This is a genomic window from Methylobacterium sp. E-025, assembly GCF_022829705.1.
Taxonomy (GTDB): Bacteria; Pseudomonadota; Alphaproteobacteria; order Rhizobiales; family Beijerinckiaceae; genus Methylobacterium.
This window is the reverse complement of sequence record NZ_JAKSYR010000116.1, coordinates 17,042-35,235: the sequence shown is the minus strand read 5'-3', so window position 1 is coordinate 35,235 and position 18,194 is coordinate 17,042. Positions and strand designations below refer to the sequence as shown.

Genomic DNA, 18,194 nt, shown 5'->3' with positions numbered 1-18,194 from the left:
GTAAAGCGTCGTTCATGATATGTTCTGAAAACCGCGGAAGGCAAACGGGTTCCGGTGCAGAAAGCGTCTCGCGGTAACAACGAGGTGGACAAGCGGGCGGAGGGCGCAGCCGACGGCGTCGCCCGTGGCGGCGCGCCGGCGCCCCGTTTCCAGGCGACGCTGGTCCCGCGCCCGCATCAGGCCGCGGCCGCCGACGCGATCCTGGCCGCGCGGGCCGCCGGCCGTCCGGGCTTCCTGCTCGGCGACGCGACGGGCTTGGGCAAGACGCTCTCGATCTGGAGCGCGCTCGCGCGAATGCCCGAGGGCGAGGTGCTGATCGTCTGCCCGAAGGGCGCGATGCCGCAATGGCGTCGCACGATCGTCGGTTCGGGATTGCCGGAGAAGGCGGTGACCCTCGTGAACTACGAGCGCACCAAGTCCCTGATGGCGCCGCCGCCCGCGAGCACCCGCCGGTCGGCGCGCGCCAGGAACAACGCGCTGGCCAAGAACGGAAGCCTGCGCCGGACCTGGCCCCTCGTCGTGTTCGACGAGAGCCACCGGCTGCGCAATCCCTACAGCCAGCAGAGCCTGGTGTGCCGCCACCTGGCCGACGCGGCGGTGTTCACCGGCTACGTGAGCGCGACGGCCGGGCAGGCGCCCCACGAGCTCTCCTATCTCGGACGCCTCCTCGGCGAGGCGGCCGACGCGCCGACCGCGACCCTCGCCGAGTTCCGGACGCTGATGCAGCGCCTCGGGATCGGCCGGGCCAAGGGCCGTTGGGTGAACTGGTCGTGGACCAGCAATGCGCGCGACTGCGCCGTCATGGCCGACCTGCTCTACACCGGCCCGCGCGCGATCGGGCTGCGGCGGCGCCCGGGCGACATCGCCGGCTGGCCGGAGGTTCAGCGCGCCCTGGCGCCGACGGCCCTGACGGCGGAGGCCCGCCGCCTGTACCAGGCGACGTGGCGCGCGTTCCGCCAGGAATTCGGGTTGCTCGGCGGCAGCCACCGGCGCCCGGCCGGGTGGGCGGCGGATCTGCGCTTCCGGCAGAAGGCGAGCCTGCTGCGCGTGGCGGGAACGTGCGACTTCGCCGAGCTTCTCCTCGGCGCGGGCGAGCAGGTCGCGATCTCCGTGGCGTTCCTCGAGACTGGTGCGGCGCTGCAGGCGGCCCTGGAGCAGCGCGGCTGGCAGGTCGGCACCATCGACGGGCGGCAGGATGCCGAGGCGAACGAGGCGGTGCGCCGGGCCTTCCAGACCGGTCGGCTCGACGTCGTCGTGTTCACGGTGACGGAGTCGATCTCGCTCCATCAGGACGAGCTGCCGGGCGGCGAGCGCACGCGGGCCCTGGTGATCCACGACATGCGCCACAGCGCGATCCAACTCGCCCAGATCGAGGGACGCTGCCACCGGGACGGGCAGGCGGCGACGATCCACTACGCCTATGCCGAGGGCACGGTCGAGGAGGAGATCACCGCGACCGTGGTCCAGCGCATGGCCGCGATGGGCGCCATGGTGGGCGAGGATACCGGGATGTTCGAGGCGATCGCGCGCCGCCTGGCAGCCGACGGCCCCGGCGCCTGAGGGACCGCCGGGACGCCGCCGACGACGACGCGCCCCACGGGCCGGCGCCGGCTTGATGGTCGCCTGATCTATCGCACACCCGACAAATCAGGCCTCTGTAGGCTCGCTTGACGCCTCGCGACTGTCAAATCGCGGCTACCATTTCGAAAGACCTTGCCCGCGATAGTAAGGCATGACACGCAGACTCACGAGCCGCCAGGACCTGCCCGACGACGTGCAGACCGAGCTCGTCTTCCTGCTGTACTCGTCCCTGCCGCAGGTGGCGATCCTCGCGATCACCGTGTCGGCGGCCAGCCTCGCCTTCGCGCTCGCGACCGGCGGCCTCGTCGAGGCGGCGCTGGGCGCGCTCGCATCCGCCGCCACCCTCTGCCGCGTCGCCTCGATCCGGCGGTTCAAGCGCACGCGGACGCAGGACATGACGTTTCGCGTCGCGCGGGCCTGCGGCCGGACCTTCGGCGCGATGATGGTCGGCACCGGGATCTGCCTCGCCCTGCTCGCGCTGCGCGCCGCAGCGATCGACCGCCTGGACTTCTTCATCCTGTTCTTCGGCATCATCCTCAGCTTCTGCGTCGGCGCGGCGACCCGCTCCTCCGTGATCCCGTGGATCCCGGTGACGACCGCCTACATCATGCTGATCGCCTGCATCGTCGCCCTGACCCGGCGGCCGGAATTCGGCTGCTGGTTCGGAGGCTGGTTCCTGATCCTGATGCTGGTGGCCTACGCCGAAGCCTGCCTGCACCTGGAGGGCACCGTCATCGACAAGATCCTGGCACGGCGCGCCGTCGCCTGGACCGCGGCGCATGACGGCCTGACCGGCCTGCCGAACCGCGCCAGCTTCGGCACGCAGCTCGATCGCGCCTGCCGCCGGCCGGGCGGCACGGGCGAGCCCTGCGCGGTGCTCTACCTCGACCTCGATCGCTTCAAGTCCGTGAACGACACGATGGGCCACGCCGCCGGCGATACGCTCTTGGCTCGGGTCGCCGACCGCCTTCGCCAGGCCATCGAAGGGCAGGCGAGCGCCTATCGTCTCGGCGGCGGCGAATTCGCCGTGCTGCTGGAGGTCGACGCGACGCCCGAACGGGCGCGCGCCCTGGCGTCTCGGATCGTCGCGGAGGTCGGCCGCCCCTACCGGCTGTCCGGCGGCAGCGCGGAGATCGGGATCTCCGTCGGCATCGCGCATGCGCCGGAGGTCGGGGCCGATCCGCAGGAGGTCCTGAACCGGGCCGACCGCGCGCTGTATGCCGCCAAGGGCGGCGGGCGCAGGCGGTGGATCGCGGCGGATCATCCCGGGGCGCTCGCCGCCTGAGCCGGCGTTCCGTGCCGCCGGCGTGACCGGCCGGCGGAGGACGAGGCCTCAGGCGACGGGAAAGGCCGTCGGCTCGGCGATCTCGACCCGGTTGTTGCGGGACCGGTATTCGCGGGCGGCAGCGTAGGCCGGGCGCCGGGCTCGCATGATCGAGCCGAGCGGCCGGTGCGCGGCCAGGCCGGTCCACGGATTGAAGGCCAGACGGTCCTCGACGGCGGCGCGCATCGCGTCCGACCACGTGTCCTGCGGCGCGGCGGTGATGCGGGCGACGGGGCGATAGGGGCTCTCGTCCTCGGACCACATCGCCGCGGCGTCCTCGACCGGCATCGCCTCGATGTCCGTCGCCAGCTGCACCCGCAGCTCCCAGACGGCCGGGCAGGTGCGGAAGAAGTCCCGGACGGCCTCGCGGATCCCGTCGGGACGGCCGGCGAGGTTGAGGGGCCGCTCCGACAGGGCGACGAGGTCGGAGGAGACCGGCGAAAGCGCCACCTTGCCGAAATACGCGCCGTGCAGGAGCGCGGCCTGGGAGAAGAAGCTGTCGCCCAGAAGATGGGTCTTCGCCTGGCCGGCCAGGGTGGTCAGAGTGGCGGACTTGCCCCCGACCATCTCGAGCGCGGCCTCCGCGGTGCGCGTCACGGCCGACACCGCCCGCTTGAGGGGCTCGGCACGCCCGGTGGTCGCGGCCAGCGGCCTGAGCTGCCGCAGGAAGCCCTCGGCGGTGCCGATCTGGAACGCGGGCGAGTTGCCGAGCACGTAGTTCTGGGTGGTCTCGCCCTCGCTGCCCCGCAGGCGCGGGCCGGGAACGCCCAGGACCTTGAGGGCGGCCCCCCGCGGGGTGGACACCCGGTCGTCGAGGATGTCGCCCGGCGTGGTGCTGAACCGCAGGATCGCCTCGTAGTTGGCCGGCGCCGCGAACAGGCCCTGGGCGAGGGCCGGCGGAAGGCCGGGCAGGACCTCGAATCGTGCCTTCAGGTAGCCGTGCGCCTTGGCGTGGACGGCCCGGTGGGCGTAGCCGGTGTCGGCATGCGTCTTCCGCTGGATCGAGAGCATGGCCACGGTCAGACCCCGCTGGATCTCGTCCTCGTCCGCCGGGACGGTCTCGAAGGAGGGGTCGAACCGAAGCGGAGGTTGCTGGGTCATGCCCTCAAACGTGGGGCGACTCGCGGAAGTTGCCCGACCGGGCGAGATGCCGCGTCCTCGACCGGGCCGCCTCGGCCTTGGAACGCCGGCCGCCCTCGGTTCGGCCCCGCCCCGATCCGCTCACGGGGCGGGGGAACCCCGGATCTCACCAGCCTGGGCCGAAACGCGACGCGGCCCGGATGCGGGATACCGCGATCGGATTTAAGCGCGCGTAGGATCGGACCATGCCCGGCTGTCCCGTATCGAGATGCCGGGCCGTCTCGGGTCGGGTGGGCGGCCCCCCCGACCGGCGCGTCGGCTTTCGGGGCGGATTGTACCGAAAAGACCGTGCGACGCGGCCGAGCGGGCGTGCGAGTTCGGAGCGTCGAGCGGCGGCGCTCGGCGATCGCCCGCCGGTCGGAACGACAGGCGAGCGGTCATATTTCCGCCGTCGCGCACCGACTCTGAGAGACCGACCAGACCGTTCCAGATAAAATCGGTGACATGAATCGTCCCCCCGCCCGCGAGACGGAGGCCGCGCGTCTCGGCGCCCTCGATCGCTATCGCATGCTCGATACGCCGCGCGAGCAGGATTTCGACGAGATCGCGGAAGCGGCCGCCGAGCTGTGCGAGGTGCCGATCGGGGTCGTCAACCTGATCGGCGACGGGCGCCAGTTCTTCAAGGCCGAAGTCGGGCTCGGCGTCCGCGAGACGCCGCTGGAGAGCTCGTTCTGCCGGCAGGCAATCCTGCAGGAGGACTTCCTCTACGTCCCCGACGCGCGCCACGACCCGCGCTTCGAGGCCAACCCGCTCGTCGTCGGGGACCCGGGCCTGCGCTTCTACGCCGGCGCCCTGCTCAAGACCGCCGACGGCCATCCCATCGGCACGGTCTGCGTCCTCCATACCAAGCCGCACCAGCTGACCGAGCGCCAGCGCAAGGGCCTCGCCCGCCTCGCGCGCCAGACCATGGCGCAGATGGAGCTGCGCCGGTCGCTGCGGGCGCAGGAGGAGCAGCGCCTCCTGCACGAGCGCATCGTCGACGGCGCCACGGACTACGCCATCGTCGCGACCGACGCGGCGGGCCGCGTGACCCGCTGGAACACGGGCGCCGAGCGCACCCTCGGCTGGACCCAAGCCGAGATGCTGGGCCGGGCGGTGGACGCGTTCTTCACGCCGGACGATCGCGCGAGCGGGCGGCCGGAGATCGAGATGCGGCTCGCGGAAAAGAACGGCAGCGCGCCCGACGAGCGCTGGCACGTGCGCAAGGACGGCAGCCGGTTCTGGGCCTCGGGCAAGATGATGCCCCTCCGGTCGGACGACGGGCGAACCGTCGGCTTCCTCAAGATCCTGCGCGACCGGACCCGGGAACGCGACGCCGGTGCGGCGCTGGAGGCGAGCGAGCTGCGCTACCGCTCCCTCGTCGAGGTCAGCCCTCAGGTGGTCTGGTTCGGCGACATCGACGGCGACGTCACCTACTGCAACGCCTACTGGTACGCCTATACCGGACTGCCCGCGAACGAGACCGGGGAGACGAGCTGGATGGGCGTGATCCACCCCGACCACCGCGACGCGACCCGTCGCGCCTGGCTCGCCGCCTCCCGCGACGGCCGGGACTACGAGGTGGAGTTCCTGCTGCGGCGGGCCGACGGGATGTACCGCTGGTTCCTGTCCCGCGCACGCCCGATCCGCGATGCGGACGGGACCGTGCGCAGCTGGATCGGCACCTCGCTCGACATCCACGAGCGCAAGGTCGCCGAGGCGCGCTTCCAGACCCTGACCCAGCTCGCGCCGACCGTGATCTGGTTCGGCAATCCCGACGGCAGCCTCAGCTACCTGAACGACCGCTGGTACGCCTATACCGGGCAGACGCCGGAGCACGCGCTGCCGCTCGGGTGGGCCGAAGCGATCCATCCCGACGACCGGCCGGGGCTGTTGGAGACGTGGGAGGCGGCGCGCACCCGCGAGACCGTCTACGACACGGAGGCGCGGCTGCGTCGGGCCGACGGCGCCTATCGCTGGTTCCTGATCCGGGCCGAGCCGATGCGGGACGGCGCCGGATCGGTCGTGGGCTGGCTCGGCAGCACCAGCGACATCCACGACCGCCGCCAGGTGGAGGAGGACCTGCGCCGCGCGCGCGAGCAGCTGCGCCTCGCCGTCGAGGCGACGGGAACCGGGATCTTCGACTACGACCTCGTCGCCGACGTCCTGAAGTGGGATGCCCGCACGCGCTCCTTCTTCGGCCTCGGCCCCGATGCCGCGGTGAACCTCGACGTCTACCTCGCCCGCCTGCACCCGGACGACCGCGCCGCGGCGGACGCGGCGGTCGGCGCCGCGATCGATCCGGCGGGCGACGGGACCTACGACATCACCTACCGCACCGTGGCGCCGGAGGACGGCATCGAGCGCTGGGTGTCCGCCAAGGGGCAGACCCTGTTCGAGGATGGGCGGCCGCTGCGGCTCATCGGGACGGCGCGCGACATCACCGTCGCGCGGCGGGCCGAGCAAGTCCTGCGCGAGACCGAGGAGCGCTATCGGCTGGCATCGCGCGCCACCAACGACGCGATCTGGGATTGGGACCTCGCCAGCAATCACGTGCTGTGGAACGAGGCGCTCCAGGCCGCCTACGGCCACGCCCCGGACGCCGTCGACCCGACGGGGGATTGGTGGATCGGGCAGATCCATCCCGAGGACCGCGGGCGCGTCGACGCCGCCATCCACGCGATCATCGACGGCACCGGCACGGCCTGGACCGACGAGTATCGCTTCCTGCGCGCGGACGGCTCCTACGCCTACGTCCTCGACCGGGGTTACGTCATCCGCGACGCGACCGGCCGGGCGGTTCGGATGATCGGCGCCATGCTCGACATCTCCGAGCGCCGGAAGGCCGAGGAGCACCAGCGCCTGCTGACCGGCGAGCTGCAGCACCGGGTCAAGAACACCCTCGCCCTGGTGCAGGCCATCGCCAGCCAGACCCTGCGCGGCTCGACCGACGTCAACGAGATGCGGGAGGCGTTCGCCGCCCGGCTGATCTCGCTCGGCCGCGCGCACGACATCCTGACCGCCGCGAGCTGGACGGCCGCCCCGATCGGGGACGTCGTGGACGGGGCTCTGAGCGTGCATCTCGGGGCGATGGCCGCGCGCCTGCGCACCAGCGGGCCCAACGTGCTCCTGGCGGCCAAGCCCGCCCTGTCGCTCGCCCTGTCCCTGCACGAGCTCGCCACCAACGCCGCCAAGTACGGCGCGCTCTCGAACGACGCGGGCGTCGTCGACCTGCGCTGGCACGTGGCCCATGCCGGCGACGCCCCGCGGTTCTCCCTGGTCTGGTCCGAGCAGGGCGGCCCGCCGATCCTGGTCCAGCCGGCGCGCCGCGGCTTCGGATCGCGCCTGATCGAGCGCAGCTTCGCCGCCGAGGTCGGCGGCGAGGTCACGCTCACCTACGCGCGGACGGGCCTCGTCTGCCGGCTGGAGGCCCCCCTCGCGTCGATGCAGGAGATCCCCGATGCCGCCGCGGCCTGAGGTGCGGGCGGGCGCGGCCCGCGCGTGCATCGCGCCTTGGCGCGGCGGCCGACCGGCCTATCTGTGCGGTCACCGCGCCGCGATGCCCATCGCGCGCAGCCCGAGCGCTCGGCCGATCCCGTCATGTCGCTGACCAAACGCATCGTCGGCCTCGTCACGCTCGCGCTCGTGCCCGCCCTCGCGATCCAGGGCTACAACGAGTTCGCGTTGCGCGCCGCGCGGGGCGAGGCCGTGCGCGACGAGGCGATGCGCGCCGCCCGCAGCGTCGCCGCCGACCTCGGCCAGTTCGGGCGCGGCACCCGGCAGGTTCTCGGCATCCTGGCCGAGGTCCCGGAGATCCAGGGCAAGGACCCCGACACCTGCACGGCCTATCTCAAGACCCTGCTCGGGAAGGTCCCGGGCGCGTTCTTCTTCGGGGTGGCGGATGCCGACGGCACCATCGTCTGCAACACCCTCGGCTTCCCGCGCGGCGCCTACACCCTGGCCGACCGCGGCTACTTCCGGGACGCGATGCGCACGGGCGGCTTCGCGGTCGGCGGGTTCGTGACGGGGCGGATCACCCGCAAGCCGACCTGGCAGTTCGCCCAGGCCATCCCGGGAGCCGGCGGCCGGCCGACCGGCGTCGTGGTGGCCAGCATCGACCTGGACCACCTCGCCGGACACCAGGCCCGGGCCGGGCTGCCTCCCGACGCCGCGCTGATCGTCGCGGATCGGGACGGCGTCATCCTGCTCCGCCTGCCCGACCACGCCGCATGGGTCGGCAAGCCGCTGCCGCAGCCGTTCTGGTCGGCGCTCTCGGAGAACCGCGGCAAGGTGATCGACCTGGCGGGCCTGCGCGGGACGATGCGGATCACCGGAATCGCGGCCGTCACGCCGGACGACCTCGAAGGCGTGACCGTCGCGGTCGGCCTTTCGCCCGCGGCCGCCTTCGCCGACATCGACGCGGCGACGCAGCGCGGCGTCATCCTCATCGTCCTCGGCGCCCTCGGCGCCCTCGTCGCGGCGCTGCTGGCGGGGCGCGCCTTCATCCGCCGTCCGGTGCGCCGCCTGCTGCAGGCCGCGTCCGCCTGGCGGCTCGGGGACCTCGGCGCGCGGTCGAGCCTGTCCGGCCCGTCCGAGTTCGGGCAGCTCGGCGAGGCGTTCGACGCCATGGCGATCTCGCTGCAGAAGCACGAGGGCGAGCTGCGCTCGGAGATCGCGCGCAGCCATCTCCTGCAGGAACGGCAGACGATGATGCTGCACGAGCTCAACCACCGGGTCCGCAACACCCTGACCACGGTGCAGTCGCTCGCCCGCCAGTCGCGCCGCACCGACGAGACCGGCGAGCGGCTGGAGGGGCGCATCATCGCCCTGTCGAAGACCCACGACCTGCTCTCGCGCGACGACTGGGCGGGCGCCCCGCTCCGGACGGTGCTGGAGAACGAGCTGGCGCCGTTCAGCGAGGGCCAGGCCGACCGCTTCCGGCTCGACGGCCCCGAGGTCGACCTTCCGCCGCGCTACGTGCTGGCGCTCGGCATGGCGCTGCACGAGCTGACCACGAACGCCGCCAAGTACGGCGCCCTGTCCGGCGGGACCGGGCGCGTCGACATCGCGTGGCGGACCGCGACCGCGGAGGGCGGCACGCGCCGGCTCGTGCTGGACTGGCGCGAGAGCGGCGGCCCGCCGGTCGTCGCGCCGCAGCGGCGCGGCTACGGCACGCGGCTGATCAACGGCGGCATCGGCCATGAGCTCGGCGGGACGGTGCAGCTCGAGTTCGACCGTTCGGGGCTTCGCTGCACCCTGGACGTGCCGCTCGACGCGCAGGATCGCTTCACCTCGTTCCACCCGGAATCCGGGATGCCGATGTCGGCGGCCTGACCGCGCGCCCCCGGCCGGGACCGGCCGGAGGCGGCAGACCATGAACGGCCGCGTGCGGGTCCTCCGCGGATCCCCTCGATCGGCGGGGTCGGGTCCGGATCGCGGCTCGGCGACGACGAGCGAGACGCCGGGGTATCCCGCGACAACGGGCGCGTCGCGGCTCCCCAGAGGATTGCGCATCGATGCTCGAGACTTTCTTCGACCGCCCCGCGGCCGCCGTCGCGCAGGATCTGATCGGCGCGCGACTCTTCGTCGAGGCGGTCGGCGGCCTCGTCGTCGAGACCGAGGCCTACGACCGCGCCGATCCGGCGTCCCACAGCTTCCGGGGGCCGACGAAGCGCAACGCCAGCATGTTCGGGCCGCCCGGCCACGCCTACGTCTATCGCTCCTACGGCCTGCACTGGTGCCTCAACCTCGTGTGCGAGCCCGGCAGCGCGGTGCTGCTGCGCGCCATCGAGCCCACGCAGGGCATCGCGGCGATGCAGGCGCGCCGTGCCACGGCGGAACCGCGACTGTTGTGCGCGGGGCCCGGCCGCCTGTGCCAGGCGCTGGGCGTCACCGATGCGCTCGATGGTCGTTCCCTCGCGGGCCCGCCGTTCCGCTTCGCGCCTCGGGGCCGGCCGGTGCCCGTCGTCGTAGACCGACGCATCGGCATCACGCGCGGCGCCGAGACGCCCTGGCGTTTCCTGCTCGCCGGATCCCGGTACGTCAGCCGCCCCGCACGGCGCATCGCCGCAACGGACGCCTGACCTCGGGCGCCCCGCACCCCGCCGGCGAGCGGAGGTCCGGCCCGGTCGCGGGCAGGGGAGGCCCACGCTCATAGGCCCCGGCCCGACCGCATGCGGCGCTCCGCGTCACAGGGCCAGCGGCGCGTTGTCGACGACCTCCTTCATCACGAAGAACGTCCGCGTCTGGCGCACGCCGGGCAGCGCGATCAGCGTGCTGCTGTGCAGGCGGTTGAAATCCGCCATGTCGCGCACCCGGATCTTGAGGAAGTAGTCGAAATCGCCCGCCACCAGGTGGCAGTCGAGCACGGTCGGCATGGCGCGGGCCGCCGCCTCGAAGGCCGCGAAGCTCTCCGGCGTCGAGCGGTCGAGCACCACGCCGACGATCACCAGCGCGCCGAGGCCGACCTTGTCCGGCGCCACCTGGGCGCGGACCGCCTTGACGTAGCCCTCCGCGAACAGCCGCTGCGTCCGGCGATGGCAGGTCGCCGCGCTGGTGCTCACGCGCTTGGCGATCTCGGCGTTGCCCATCCGCCCGTCCGCCTGCAGCAGGCGCAGGATCTTCAGGTCGATCCGGTCGAGCCCAGCGTCGGTGGACGAATCTCTCATGACCCCGCCGCCTCACGATCCATCGAGCGCCATATGCCGGCGATCAAGGGAACACGGCGGCAAAGCGCGCGCCACCCTTCGAGAGAACCTTCCGGGACGGCTGACGCCCGCCGCAAACGGCCGAGACCGTTCGCGGCGCGCCGACGTCTCAGGCGGCGAGGGCGGCCGCGATATCGCGCTCGAGCGACGCGGGCTTGGCGGTCGGCGGATAGCGGCCGATCACCCGGCCGTCGCGGCCGACGAGGAATTTCGTGAAGTTCCACTTGATGCCGGCCGTGCCGAGGAGGCCGGGCTTCTCGCTCTTGAGATGCCGGTAGACCGGGTCGGCGCCCGCCCCGTTGACCTCGACCTTCGCCAGCAGCGGGAAGCTCACGTCGTAGGTCAGGCTGCAGAACTGGGCGATCTCGGTGGCGTTTCCCGGCTCCTGCGCGCCGAACTGGTTGCAGGGGAACCCGAGCACCACGAGCCCGGCCGCGCGGTGCTTCTTCCACAAGGCCTCCAGCCCCTCGTATTGCGGGGTAAACCCGCATTTCGAGGCGGTGTTGACGACGAGCGCGACCTTGCCGCGGTACTGCGCGAGCGGATGCGGAGCGCCGTCGGCGCCCTTCGGCGCGAAGTCGAACAGCGTCATCGGGCCGCCGTCCGCCGCTCGACGAGGCGGGCCAGGTACGCGGACCCGATCGGGATGATCGTGTCGTCGAAATTGTAGCCCGGGTTGTGCAGCCCGGCTCCGGTCGAGGCGCCGATCCAGGCATAGGCGCCGGGCACCGCCATCGCCATGTCGGCGAAGTCCTCGCTGCCCATCTTCGGGCTGGAATTGAGGTCGACCCGCTCGGGCCCGAACAGCTCGGTCGCGGTGTCGATCGCGGCCTGGGTCTGGTCGGGGGCGTTCTCCAGCACCGAGAACTTGTCCTGGATGTCGACCGTGATCTCGGCGCCGTAGGCCGCGGCGTAGCCCTTGGCGAGCTCCCGCATCCGGTCGTGGCTGAGCTTGCGCAGGTCGCGGTCGAAGGTGCGGATCGTGCCGGCCATGTGCGCGGTGTCGGGGATGACGTTGTAGGCCGAGCCGGCGTTGAACTGGGTGATCGACAGCACGATCGACTTGAGCGGGTCGGCGTTGCGCGAGACGATCGACTGCAGCGCCTGCGCCAGCGCCGTGCCGACGACGATCGGGTCGATGCCGCTGTGCGGCTGCGCCGCGTGGATGCCGCGACCCTTCACGTGGATGTCGAAGAAGTCGGCCGCCGCCATGATCGGGCCGGGGCGCAGCTTGATCATGCCGTGCGGGCCGCTCGGCTGGTTGTGCAGGCCGTAGATCTCGTCGCAGGGAAAGCGCTCGAACAGCCCGTCGGCGAGCATGGCGCGGGCGCCGCCCAGCCCCTCTTCCGCCGGCTGGAACACGAACACCGCCGTGCCGTCGAAGTCGCGGGTCTCGGCGAGGTACCGGGCGGCGCCGACGAGCATGGTGGTGTGGCCGTCGTGCCCGCAGGCGTGCATCTTGCCGGGGATGGTCGAGCGATAGGGGAGGTTGGTCTCCTCCGCGATCGGCAGCGCGTCCATGTCGGCGCGCAGGCCGATGCGGCGGCCGTTGTCGCTGCGGCCCTTCAGGATGCCGACGACGCCGGTGCCGCCGACGTTGCGATGGACCTCGATGCCGAAGCCCTCGAGCAGGTCGGCGACGATGCCCGAGGTGCGCACCTCCTCGAACCCGATCTCGGGATGGGCGTGCAGGTCGCGGCGGAGCGCGGTCAACGCGTCGGCGTAGGTCGTGATGCGATCGATCGGGCTCATGGGCGTCAGGACTCTTCCGGGCTGGGCCGTCGGAACGGCGTCAGGGTGTCGAGCTCGTCGACCATGGCTTCGACATGGGCGCGCTCGCGCTGCAAGTAGTCGGCCACCGCGCGGCGCAACGACGGGTCGGCGATGTCGTGCGCGGAGTGCATCAGCACCGGCCGGTAGCCGCGGGCGAGCTTGTGCTCGCCCTGCGCCCCGGCCTCGACCCGCTTCAGGCCGCGCGCGATCGCGAAGTCGATCGCCTGATAGTAGCAGACCTCGAAATGCAGGAACGGGTGCTCCTCGATGCAGCCCCAGTTCCGGCCGTAGAGCGCCGTGTCGCCGATCAGGTTGATCGCGCCGGCGACGTAGCGGCCCTCGCGCTTGGCCATGATGAGAAGCACGCGCTCGGGCATCCGCTCGGACAGGAGCGAGAAGAAGCGCCGGTTGAGGTAGGGCCGGCCCCATTTGCGCGCGCCGGTGTCGGTGTAGAATTCGTAGAACGCGTCCCAATGCGCCTCGGTGAGGTCGGCCCCGGTCAGGTGCTCCACCGTGATGCCGGGCGACAGCGCGTCGCGCCGCTCGCGCTTGATGCTCTTGCGCTTGCGCGAGGCGAGCGCCGCGAGGAAGTCGTCGAAGCCCGCGTAGCCGGCGTTCTCCCAGTGGAACTGCTGGTCGGTGCGCTGGAGGAAGCCGGCGGCGCCCGCCCGCTCCCATTCCGGCTCCTGCATGAAGGTGACGTGGATCGAGGAGGCCTTGGTCTCGGACCGCAGCGCCCGCAACCCGGCCACCAGGGCGGCCGTCGCGGTCTCCGGGTCGGCGCCGGGCGCGATCAGGAAGCGCGGACCGGTGACGGGGGTGAACGGCACGCTCACCTGCAGCTTCGGGTAGTAGCTCCCGCCGGCGCGCTCGAAGGCGTCGGCCCAGCCGTGGTCGAAGATGTATTCGCCCTGGCTGTGGGATTTCAGGTAGCACGGCACGACCCCGAGCAGCGTGTCGTCGCGCTCCACCGAGACGTGCAACGGCAGCCACCCGGTCCGGCGCGAGACGCAGCCCGAATCCTCGAGGGCCGAGAGGAAGGCGTGGCTGACGAAGGGGTTGTGGGTCTCGTCGCCCGAGCCCAGCGTCTCGGCCGACGTGGCGCAGGCGTCCCAGGCCGCGGCCCCGATCTCCTTCAGGCCGGCGAGCGCGCGGACCTTGAGCACGGTCTCGGAGGTCGCAGGCTCGTGCGGAGCACCCGGTTTTTCCATGCACGACAATCTAGCCCGCCGGACAGGGGGGACAAGGCGGAGGCGTGCATCCTGCCGTCGCAGCGTGAGGCATCGCCGTCTTCCGGTCTTGCCAAGCCGCTCGCCACCTTCCAACGGTCCGCATGGGAATCGACGGTCCCCTGAGTGTCGAGCCAATGCGCCTCAGCCACCCGCTAGCCTTCCGAAGGCGGACGCCGCCGGATGATTTCATCGAGGATCATCCGATCGAGATGTCGAACCTCGACGAGGCGGACCCGCATGTGCCGGGCACGATCTTCGTGTCGACGGCCCTCGGCTCGCACGGCCCCCAGGTGACGTGGTATCCCGACCGTGCAGGGCGGACGTTACCGTGCCTCATCGTCTCGATCGGACCGAATCCGAGCGTCCGTGACGATTTCCTGCCGCCGATCGTGTCACGGGCCGCGGCCCCGAAGGTCATCGCGTGGGTGCGACCCAACCACGTCGCCCTGCTGGACTTCTGGACGAACGGCGCATCCTGGAACCGCCGTGAGGTCGCCGCCTTCCTCGATGGGCTGCTTCCCCTTCCCTGATCGAGCCTTGCCCTGATCGAGCCTTGCCCTGATCGAACCCTGCCGTGACCGAACGGATCAGGCCGAAAACCCCTCGAACACCATCTGGTCGGCATGCATCTCGGCGAGCCGGCGCTGGTCCGGGTTGCGCACCGTCCAAGCCATCACCGGGAGATGGCCGAGCACGCGGGCGAGATGCGTCGCGGCGCAGGGCAGGTCGTCGACCCGCCAGGACACGAAGCCGGGCCGCGTCTCCGCGATGTGCAGCAGGTCCGAGAGCCGGCGCCGCGCCGAATCGGTGAGGCCGGCATAGGCCGGGTCGTCCTGGTTCGTCTCGCCGACGATGCCGCGCGGGATCGTCTCGGGCACCAGCCCGCGCAGCGCCGCGACCACCTGCGGGTCGAAGGATTTCACCGCCACCGGCCCGGCGTATTCGCAAAGGATGTCCGCGACCCGGCGGGTCAGGGTGAGGTCGCCGGAATAGGACGACTTGATCTCGACCACGAGCGGCGTCCGCCCGGCGATCTCCGACAGGAAGGCCGGCAGCGTCGGGATGGTCTCCGCCGTGCCCGCGACCGTCAGGCGAGCGAGGTCGGCGCCCCGCATCGCGGCGACGGGGTCGGCGACGCCCGTCAGCCGCCCCAGCGCCGCATCGTGGAACACCATCGCCTCGCCGTCGGCGCTGATCTGCACGTCGCACTCGATGGCGTAGCCGCCGGCGATCGCCGCTCGGGCGGCGGCGACCGTGTTCTCGGGGCGGCCCGCCGCGCGGTCGTGCAGGCCGCGATGGGCGATCGGCCGCGCGACGAGCCAGGAGATCCCGGCGGGCCGGCCCATCACCGCACCTCGAACATCGCCTCGACCTCGACGGCGGCGTCCAGCGGCAGCTCGGCGACGCCGACCGTGGAGCGGGCATGGCGGCCGCGGTCGCCCAGCACCGCGACCATCAGGTCGGAGGCGCCGTTCATGATGCCGGCGAGACCGGCGAAGCTCGGCACGCAGTTGATGAAGCCCCCGAGGCGGACGCATTGCACCACCCCGCGCTCGAGGTCGCCCACCGCCGCCTCGACCTGGGCCAGCACGTTGAGCGCGCAGAGCTTGGCCGCGGCGATGCCGTCCTCCGCCGAGACCTCGGCGCCGAGCTTGCCGACATGCGCCGGCCCGAGCTTGCCGTCCGCCCCGAAGCAGATCTGGCCCGAGATCACCACGAGGTTGCCGGCCCGCACGAACGGCACGTAGTTCGCGACCGGGGCCGCCGCCTTCGGCAGGGCGAGCCCGAGGCTCTCGAGGCGTTCCTTGACCGTGCTCATGAGGCGATTCCTCTGGTTCGTCGTCGGCGATGCGCGGGTTCTGGAGCACGGGCAGCACCTGCCGCGCAAGCGGCCCGTGCGAGGCATGTCGTAGGCAAGCCGGCAAACGACGCCTGTTTTGCAGGCATGTCCGGCACGAAGGCCGGCCCCATCATTGACAGCGCGGCCTCGTTTCATAGTAATCGCGCGCGTGCCGCCCCGGTGACGAGGCGGCACTTTCGTTTTTGCACGCAGGGCACTCGTCCTGCACGCAGCCTTCAACGCTGGGTCGTCGCCCGGCACGCCGACACGGAGACGGGATCGTGACATCCGCCCTTCTGCCGACCTATGCCCGGGCCGCCATCGCCTTCGAGCGTGGCGAGGGCGCATGGCTGGTGGCGCGCGGGGGCGAGCGATACCTCGATTTCGGCGCCGGCATCGCGGTGAACGCGCTGGGCCACGCCCACCCGCACCTCGTCGAGGCCCTGACCACCCAGGCGCAGAAGCTCTGGCACACCTCGAACCTGTTCGAGATTCCCGACGGCGAGCGCTTCGGGCAGCGCCTCGTCGACGCGAGCTTCGCCGACGTCGCCTTCTTCTGCAACTCGGGCGCCGAGGCCAACGAGGCCGCGATCAAGATGGCGCGGAAGTACCATGCCGCGGGCGGCCACCCCGAGCGCTACCGCATCGTCACTTTCGAGGGCGCGTTCCACGGGCGCACGCTGGCGACGCTGGCCGCCGGCGGCCAGCAGAAGTACATCGAGGGCTTCGGCCCGAAGGTCGACGGGTTCGACCAGGTGCCCTTCGGCGACCACGCCGCGCTGCGCGCCGCGATCGGCCCCGAGACGGCGGCCGTGATGATCGAGCCGATCCAGGGGGAGGGCGGCGTCCGGCCGGTGCCGCCGCAATGCCTGCGGGGCCTGCGCGAGCTCTGCGACGAGCACGGCCTGATGCTGATCATGGACGAGGTCCAGACCGGCGTCGGCCGCACCGGGCGGCTGTTCGCCCACGAGTGGTCGGGCATCGCCCCGGACATCATGAGCGCGGCCAAGGGCATCGGCGGCGGCTTCCCGATGGGCGTGTGCCTGGCGACGCACGAGGCCGCCCGCGGCATGGTCGCCGGCAGCCACGGCACCACCTTCGGCGGCAACCCGCTCGCGATGGCGGTCGGCAACGCCGTGCTCGACGTGGTGCTGGCCGACGGTTTCCTCGATCACGTCCGGCAGGTCGCGCGGGTTCTGACGCAGAAGCTCGGGGCCCTTCGCGACCGCTATCCCGACGTCGTCACGGCGATCCGCGGCGACGGCCTGATGCTCGGGCTCAAGCTCAGCGTGCCCAACACCGCGTTCGCGGCCGCCGCGCGGGCCGAGCACCTGCTGGTGATCCCGGCGGGCGACAACGTGGTGCGCCTGCTGCCGCCGCTGATCGTCACCGAGGCCGACGTGACCGAGGCCGTCGCGCGCCTCGAAGCCACCGCCGCCGCGTTCGACGGCGCGATGCGCGGCGCCGCCGAGTGATCCTTCCTCGGCTCCCGAAGGCGGAGCCGCCGACCGAACCCGGACATGATGTGTTGAGATGACTGCCCCAGCGAACGGCCAGAGCAGCGGCCAGACGGCCGGCGCGAGCGCGCCCCGCCACTTCCTCGACCTGTCGGACTTCTCCGGCGCCGACCTGCGCCGGGTGCTCGACGCGGCCGCCGCGATCAAGGCGCGCCGCCGCAAGGGCGAGATCGCCGTGGAGCGCCCGCTCGCCGGCAAGAACCTCGCGATGGTGTTCGACCGGCCCTCGACCCGCACCCGCGTCTCGTTCGACGTGGCGATGCGCGAGCTCGGCGGCGAGACGCTGATGCTGACCGGCTCCGAGATGCAGCTCGGCCGCGGCGAGACCATCGGCGACACCGCGCAGGTGCTCTCCCGCTTCGTCGACGCGATCATGATCCGCATCCTCGATCACGCGCTGATGCTCGAGCTGGCCGAGAACGCCACGGTGCCGGTGATCAACGCGCTGACCAAGCTGTCGCATCCGTGCCAGATCATGGCCGACGTGCTGACCTTCGAGGAGCATCGCGGGCCGATCAAGGGCCGCACGGTGGCGTGGTCGGGCGACGCCAACAACGTGCTGACGAGCTGGGCGCACGCGGCCGCGCGCTTCGACTTCACCCTCAACGTCGCCTGCCCGCCCGAGCTGGCGCCCCCGCCCGCGCTGATGGCCTGGGCGCGCGCCGAGGGCGCCCGCGTCAACGTCACCACCGACGCGTTCGCCGCCGTCGAGGGAGCCGACGCGATCGTGACCGATTGCTGGGTCTCGATGGGCGACGAGGACGAGAGCCACCGCCACAACCTGCTCAACCCCTACCAGGTGAACGCCGAGCTGATGCGCGCCGCCGCCAAGGACGCGGTGTTCATGCACTGCCTGCCGGCCCATCGCGGCGAGGAGGTCACCGCCGAGGTGATGGACGGCCCGCAATCGGTGGTGTTCGACGAGGCGGAGAACCGCCTCCACGCCCAGAAGGGCATTTTGGCGTGGTGCCTGCGGGCGAACGGGCTCTGAGCGGACGGATCGCCGAGGCCGTTCGGACGCAGGACCCGTGAGGTCCGCGGGCCTTGACCGTATGAACATCGTGTATACGTTCACGGCGTGAGATACCGATCCCGACCCGG

General features: G+C 72.0%; 15 protein-coding genes. 8 read left to right on the top strand and 7 right to left on the bottom strand.

The window, feature by feature from the left end; genetic code table 11:
• Positions 1-84: 84 nt before the first annotated feature.
• Both MKK64_RS17095 and MKK64_RS17090 read left to right on the top strand, forming a co-directional pair.
• Positions 85-1,560: an SNF2-related protein gene (locus MKK64_RS17095; protein ID WP_243936075.1), complete on the top strand. Its 1,476-nt coding sequence runs from the start codon at positions 85-87 to the stop codon at positions 1,558-1,560.
• A gap of 172 nt (positions 1,561-1,732) precedes the next feature.
• On the top strand, positions 1,733-2,866 hold the full coding sequence (locus tag MKK64_RS17090; protein WP_243936073.1) for a GGDEF domain-containing protein: 1,134 nt from the start codon (positions 1,733-1,735) through the stop codon (positions 2,864-2,866).
• A 48-nt stretch (positions 2,867-2,914) separates the two neighbouring features.
• On the opposite strand, the gene MKK64_RS17085 is transcribed toward MKK64_RS17090, so the two are convergent.
• On the bottom strand, positions 2,915-4,006 hold the full coding sequence (locus MKK64_RS17085) for a catalase family protein (RefSeq protein ID WP_243936072.1): 1,092 nt from the start codon (positions 4,004-4,006) through the stop codon (positions 2,915-2,917).
• 483 nt (positions 4,007-4,489) lie between these two features.
• Between MKK64_RS17085 and MKK64_RS17080 the strand changes: the two genes are divergently transcribed.
• The 3 genes from MKK64_RS17080 to MKK64_RS17070 all read left to right on the top strand — a co-directional run bounded on the left by MKK64_RS17080 (position 4,490) and on the right by MKK64_RS17070 (position 10,107).
• Positions 4,490-7,501 (top strand): PAS domain-containing protein, encoded by a 3,012-nt coding sequence (locus tag MKK64_RS17080; RefSeq protein WP_243936071.1) that lies wholly within the window; start codon positions 4,490-4,492, stop codon positions 7,499-7,501.
• Between the two features lie 123 nt (positions 7,502-7,624).
• Positions 7,625-9,358 carry a sensor histidine kinase gene (locus MKK64_RS17075; RefSeq protein ID WP_243936070.1) on the top strand — a complete coding sequence of 578 codons (1,734 nt, stop codon included), beginning with the start codon at positions 7,625-7,627 and terminating at the stop codon, positions 9,356-9,358.
• A gap of 182 nt (positions 9,359-9,540) precedes the next feature.
• Complete coding sequence (locus MKK64_RS17070) at positions 9,541-10,107, top strand: DNA-3-methyladenine glycosylase (RefSeq protein WP_243936069.1); 567 nt, start codon at positions 9,541-9,543, stop codon at positions 10,105-10,107.
• A 105-nt stretch (positions 10,108-10,212) separates the two neighbouring features.
• Here the strand turns inward: MKK64_RS17070 and MKK64_RS17065 are convergent, their stop codons facing one another.
• The 4 genes from MKK64_RS17065 to MKK64_RS17050 all read right to left on the bottom strand — a co-directional run bounded on the left by MKK64_RS17065 (position 10,213) and on the right by MKK64_RS17050 (position 13,715).
• Positions 10,213-10,692 carry an Lrp/AsnC family transcriptional regulator gene (locus MKK64_RS17065; RefSeq protein WP_147842072.1) on the bottom strand — a complete coding sequence of 160 codons (480 nt, stop codon included), beginning with the start codon at positions 10,690-10,692 and terminating at the stop codon, positions 10,213-10,215.
• Between the two features lie 148 nt (positions 10,693-10,840).
• On the bottom strand, positions 10,841-11,323 hold the full coding sequence (locus MKK64_RS17060) for a glutathione peroxidase (RefSeq protein WP_243936068.1): 483 nt from the start codon (positions 11,321-11,323) through the stop codon (positions 10,841-10,843).
• Positions 11,320-12,483 (bottom strand): M20 aminoacylase family protein, encoded by a 1,164-nt coding sequence (locus MKK64_RS17055; protein ID WP_147727000.1) that lies wholly within the window; start codon positions 12,481-12,483, stop codon positions 11,320-11,322. The genes MKK64_RS17060 and MKK64_RS17055 overlap by 4 nt, the downstream gene beginning before the upstream one ends.
• A 5-nt stretch (positions 12,484-12,488) precedes the next feature.
• Positions 12,489-13,715, bottom strand: coding sequence for a GNAT family N-acetyltransferase (locus MKK64_RS17050; protein WP_243936067.1), 1,227 nt, complete (start codon positions 13,713-13,715; stop codon positions 12,489-12,491).
• Between the two features lie 230 nt (positions 13,716-13,945).
• On the opposite strand from MKK64_RS17050, the gene MKK64_RS17045 reads away from it, so the two are divergent.
• Positions 13,946-14,266: a hypothetical protein gene (locus tag MKK64_RS17045; RefSeq protein WP_243936066.1), complete on the top strand. Its 321-nt coding sequence runs from the start codon at positions 13,946-13,948 to the stop codon at positions 14,264-14,266.
• A gap of 57 nt (positions 14,267-14,323) precedes the next feature.
• Here the strand turns inward: MKK64_RS17045 and MKK64_RS17040 are convergent, their stop codons facing one another.
• Positions 14,324-15,082, bottom strand: coding sequence for a glycerophosphodiester phosphodiesterase family protein (locus tag MKK64_RS17040; protein WP_147727003.1), 759 nt, complete (start codon positions 15,080-15,082; stop codon positions 14,324-14,326).
• Positions 15,082-15,555: a RidA family protein gene (locus MKK64_RS17035; protein ID WP_147842067.1), complete on the bottom strand. Its 474-nt coding sequence runs from the start codon at positions 15,553-15,555 to the stop codon at positions 15,082-15,084. The genes MKK64_RS17040 and MKK64_RS17035 overlap by 1 nt, the downstream gene beginning before the upstream one ends.
• Positions 15,556-15,857: 302 nt before the next feature.
• Here MKK64_RS17035 and MKK64_RS17030 point away from each other — a divergent pair, with 302 nt between their 5' ends.
• Together MKK64_RS17030 and argF are read left to right on the top strand one after the other, a co-directional pair.
• Positions 15,858-17,051: an aspartate aminotransferase family protein gene (locus MKK64_RS17030; RefSeq protein ID WP_243936064.1), complete on the top strand. Its 1,194-nt coding sequence runs from the start codon at positions 15,858-15,860 to the stop codon at positions 17,049-17,051.
• A gap of 58 nt (positions 17,052-17,109) precedes the next feature.
• Positions 17,110-18,084: an ornithine carbamoyltransferase gene (gene argF, locus MKK64_RS17025; RefSeq protein WP_243936062.1), complete on the top strand. Its 975-nt coding sequence runs from the start codon at positions 17,110-17,112 to the stop codon at positions 18,082-18,084.
• Positions 18,085-18,194 lie beyond the last annotated feature (110 nt).

What these genes read in the sequence shown, in the direction of transcription:
- MKK64_RS17090 (WP_243936073.1), top strand. Translation starts at nt 1,733, where the DNA reads ATGACACGCAGACTCACGAGCCGCCAGGACCTGCCCGACGACGTGCAG.
- MKK64_RS17085 (WP_243936072.1), bottom strand. Translation starts at nt 4,006, where the DNA reads ATGACCCAGCAACCTCCGCTTCGGTTCGACCCCTCCTTCGAGACCGTC.
- MKK64_RS17080 (WP_243936071.1), top strand. Translation starts at nt 4,490, where the DNA reads ATGAATCGTCCCCCCGCCCGCGAGACGGAGGCCGCGCGTCTCGGCGCC.
- MKK64_RS17075 (WP_243936070.1), top strand. Translation starts at nt 7,625, where the DNA reads ATGTCGCTGACCAAACGCATCGTCGGCCTCGTCACGCTCGCGCTCGTG.
- MKK64_RS17070 (WP_243936069.1), top strand. Translation starts at nt 9,541, where the DNA reads ATGCTCGAGACTTTCTTCGACCGCCCCGCGGCCGCCGTCGCGCAGGAT.
- MKK64_RS17065 (WP_147842072.1), bottom strand. Translation starts at nt 10,692, where the DNA reads ATGAGAGATTCGTCCACCGACGCTGGGCTCGACCGGATCGACCTGAAG.
- MKK64_RS17060 (WP_243936068.1), bottom strand. Translation starts at nt 11,323, where the DNA reads ATGACGCTGTTCGACTTCGCGCCGAAGGGCGCCGACGGCGCTCCGCAT.
- MKK64_RS17055 (WP_147727000.1), bottom strand. Translation starts at nt 12,483, where the DNA reads ATGAGCCCGATCGATCGCATCACGACCTACGCCGACGCGTTGACCGCG.
- MKK64_RS17050 (WP_243936067.1), bottom strand. Translation starts at nt 13,715, where the DNA reads ATGGAAAAACCGGGTGCTCCGCACGAGCCTGCGACCTCCGAGACCGTG.
- MKK64_RS17045 (WP_243936066.1), top strand. Translation starts at nt 13,946, where the DNA reads ATGTCGAACCTCGACGAGGCGGACCCGCATGTGCCGGGCACGATCTTC.
- MKK64_RS17040 (WP_147727003.1), bottom strand. Translation starts at nt 15,082, where the DNA reads ATGGGCCGGCCCGCCGGGATCTCCTGGCTCGTCGCGCGGCCGATCGCC.
- MKK64_RS17035 (WP_147842067.1), bottom strand. Translation starts at nt 15,555, where the DNA reads ATGAGCACGGTCAAGGAACGCCTCGAGAGCCTCGGGCTCGCCCTGCCG.
- argF (WP_243936062.1), top strand. Translation starts at nt 17,110, where the DNA reads ATGACTGCCCCAGCGAACGGCCAGAGCAGCGGCCAGACGGCCGGCGCG.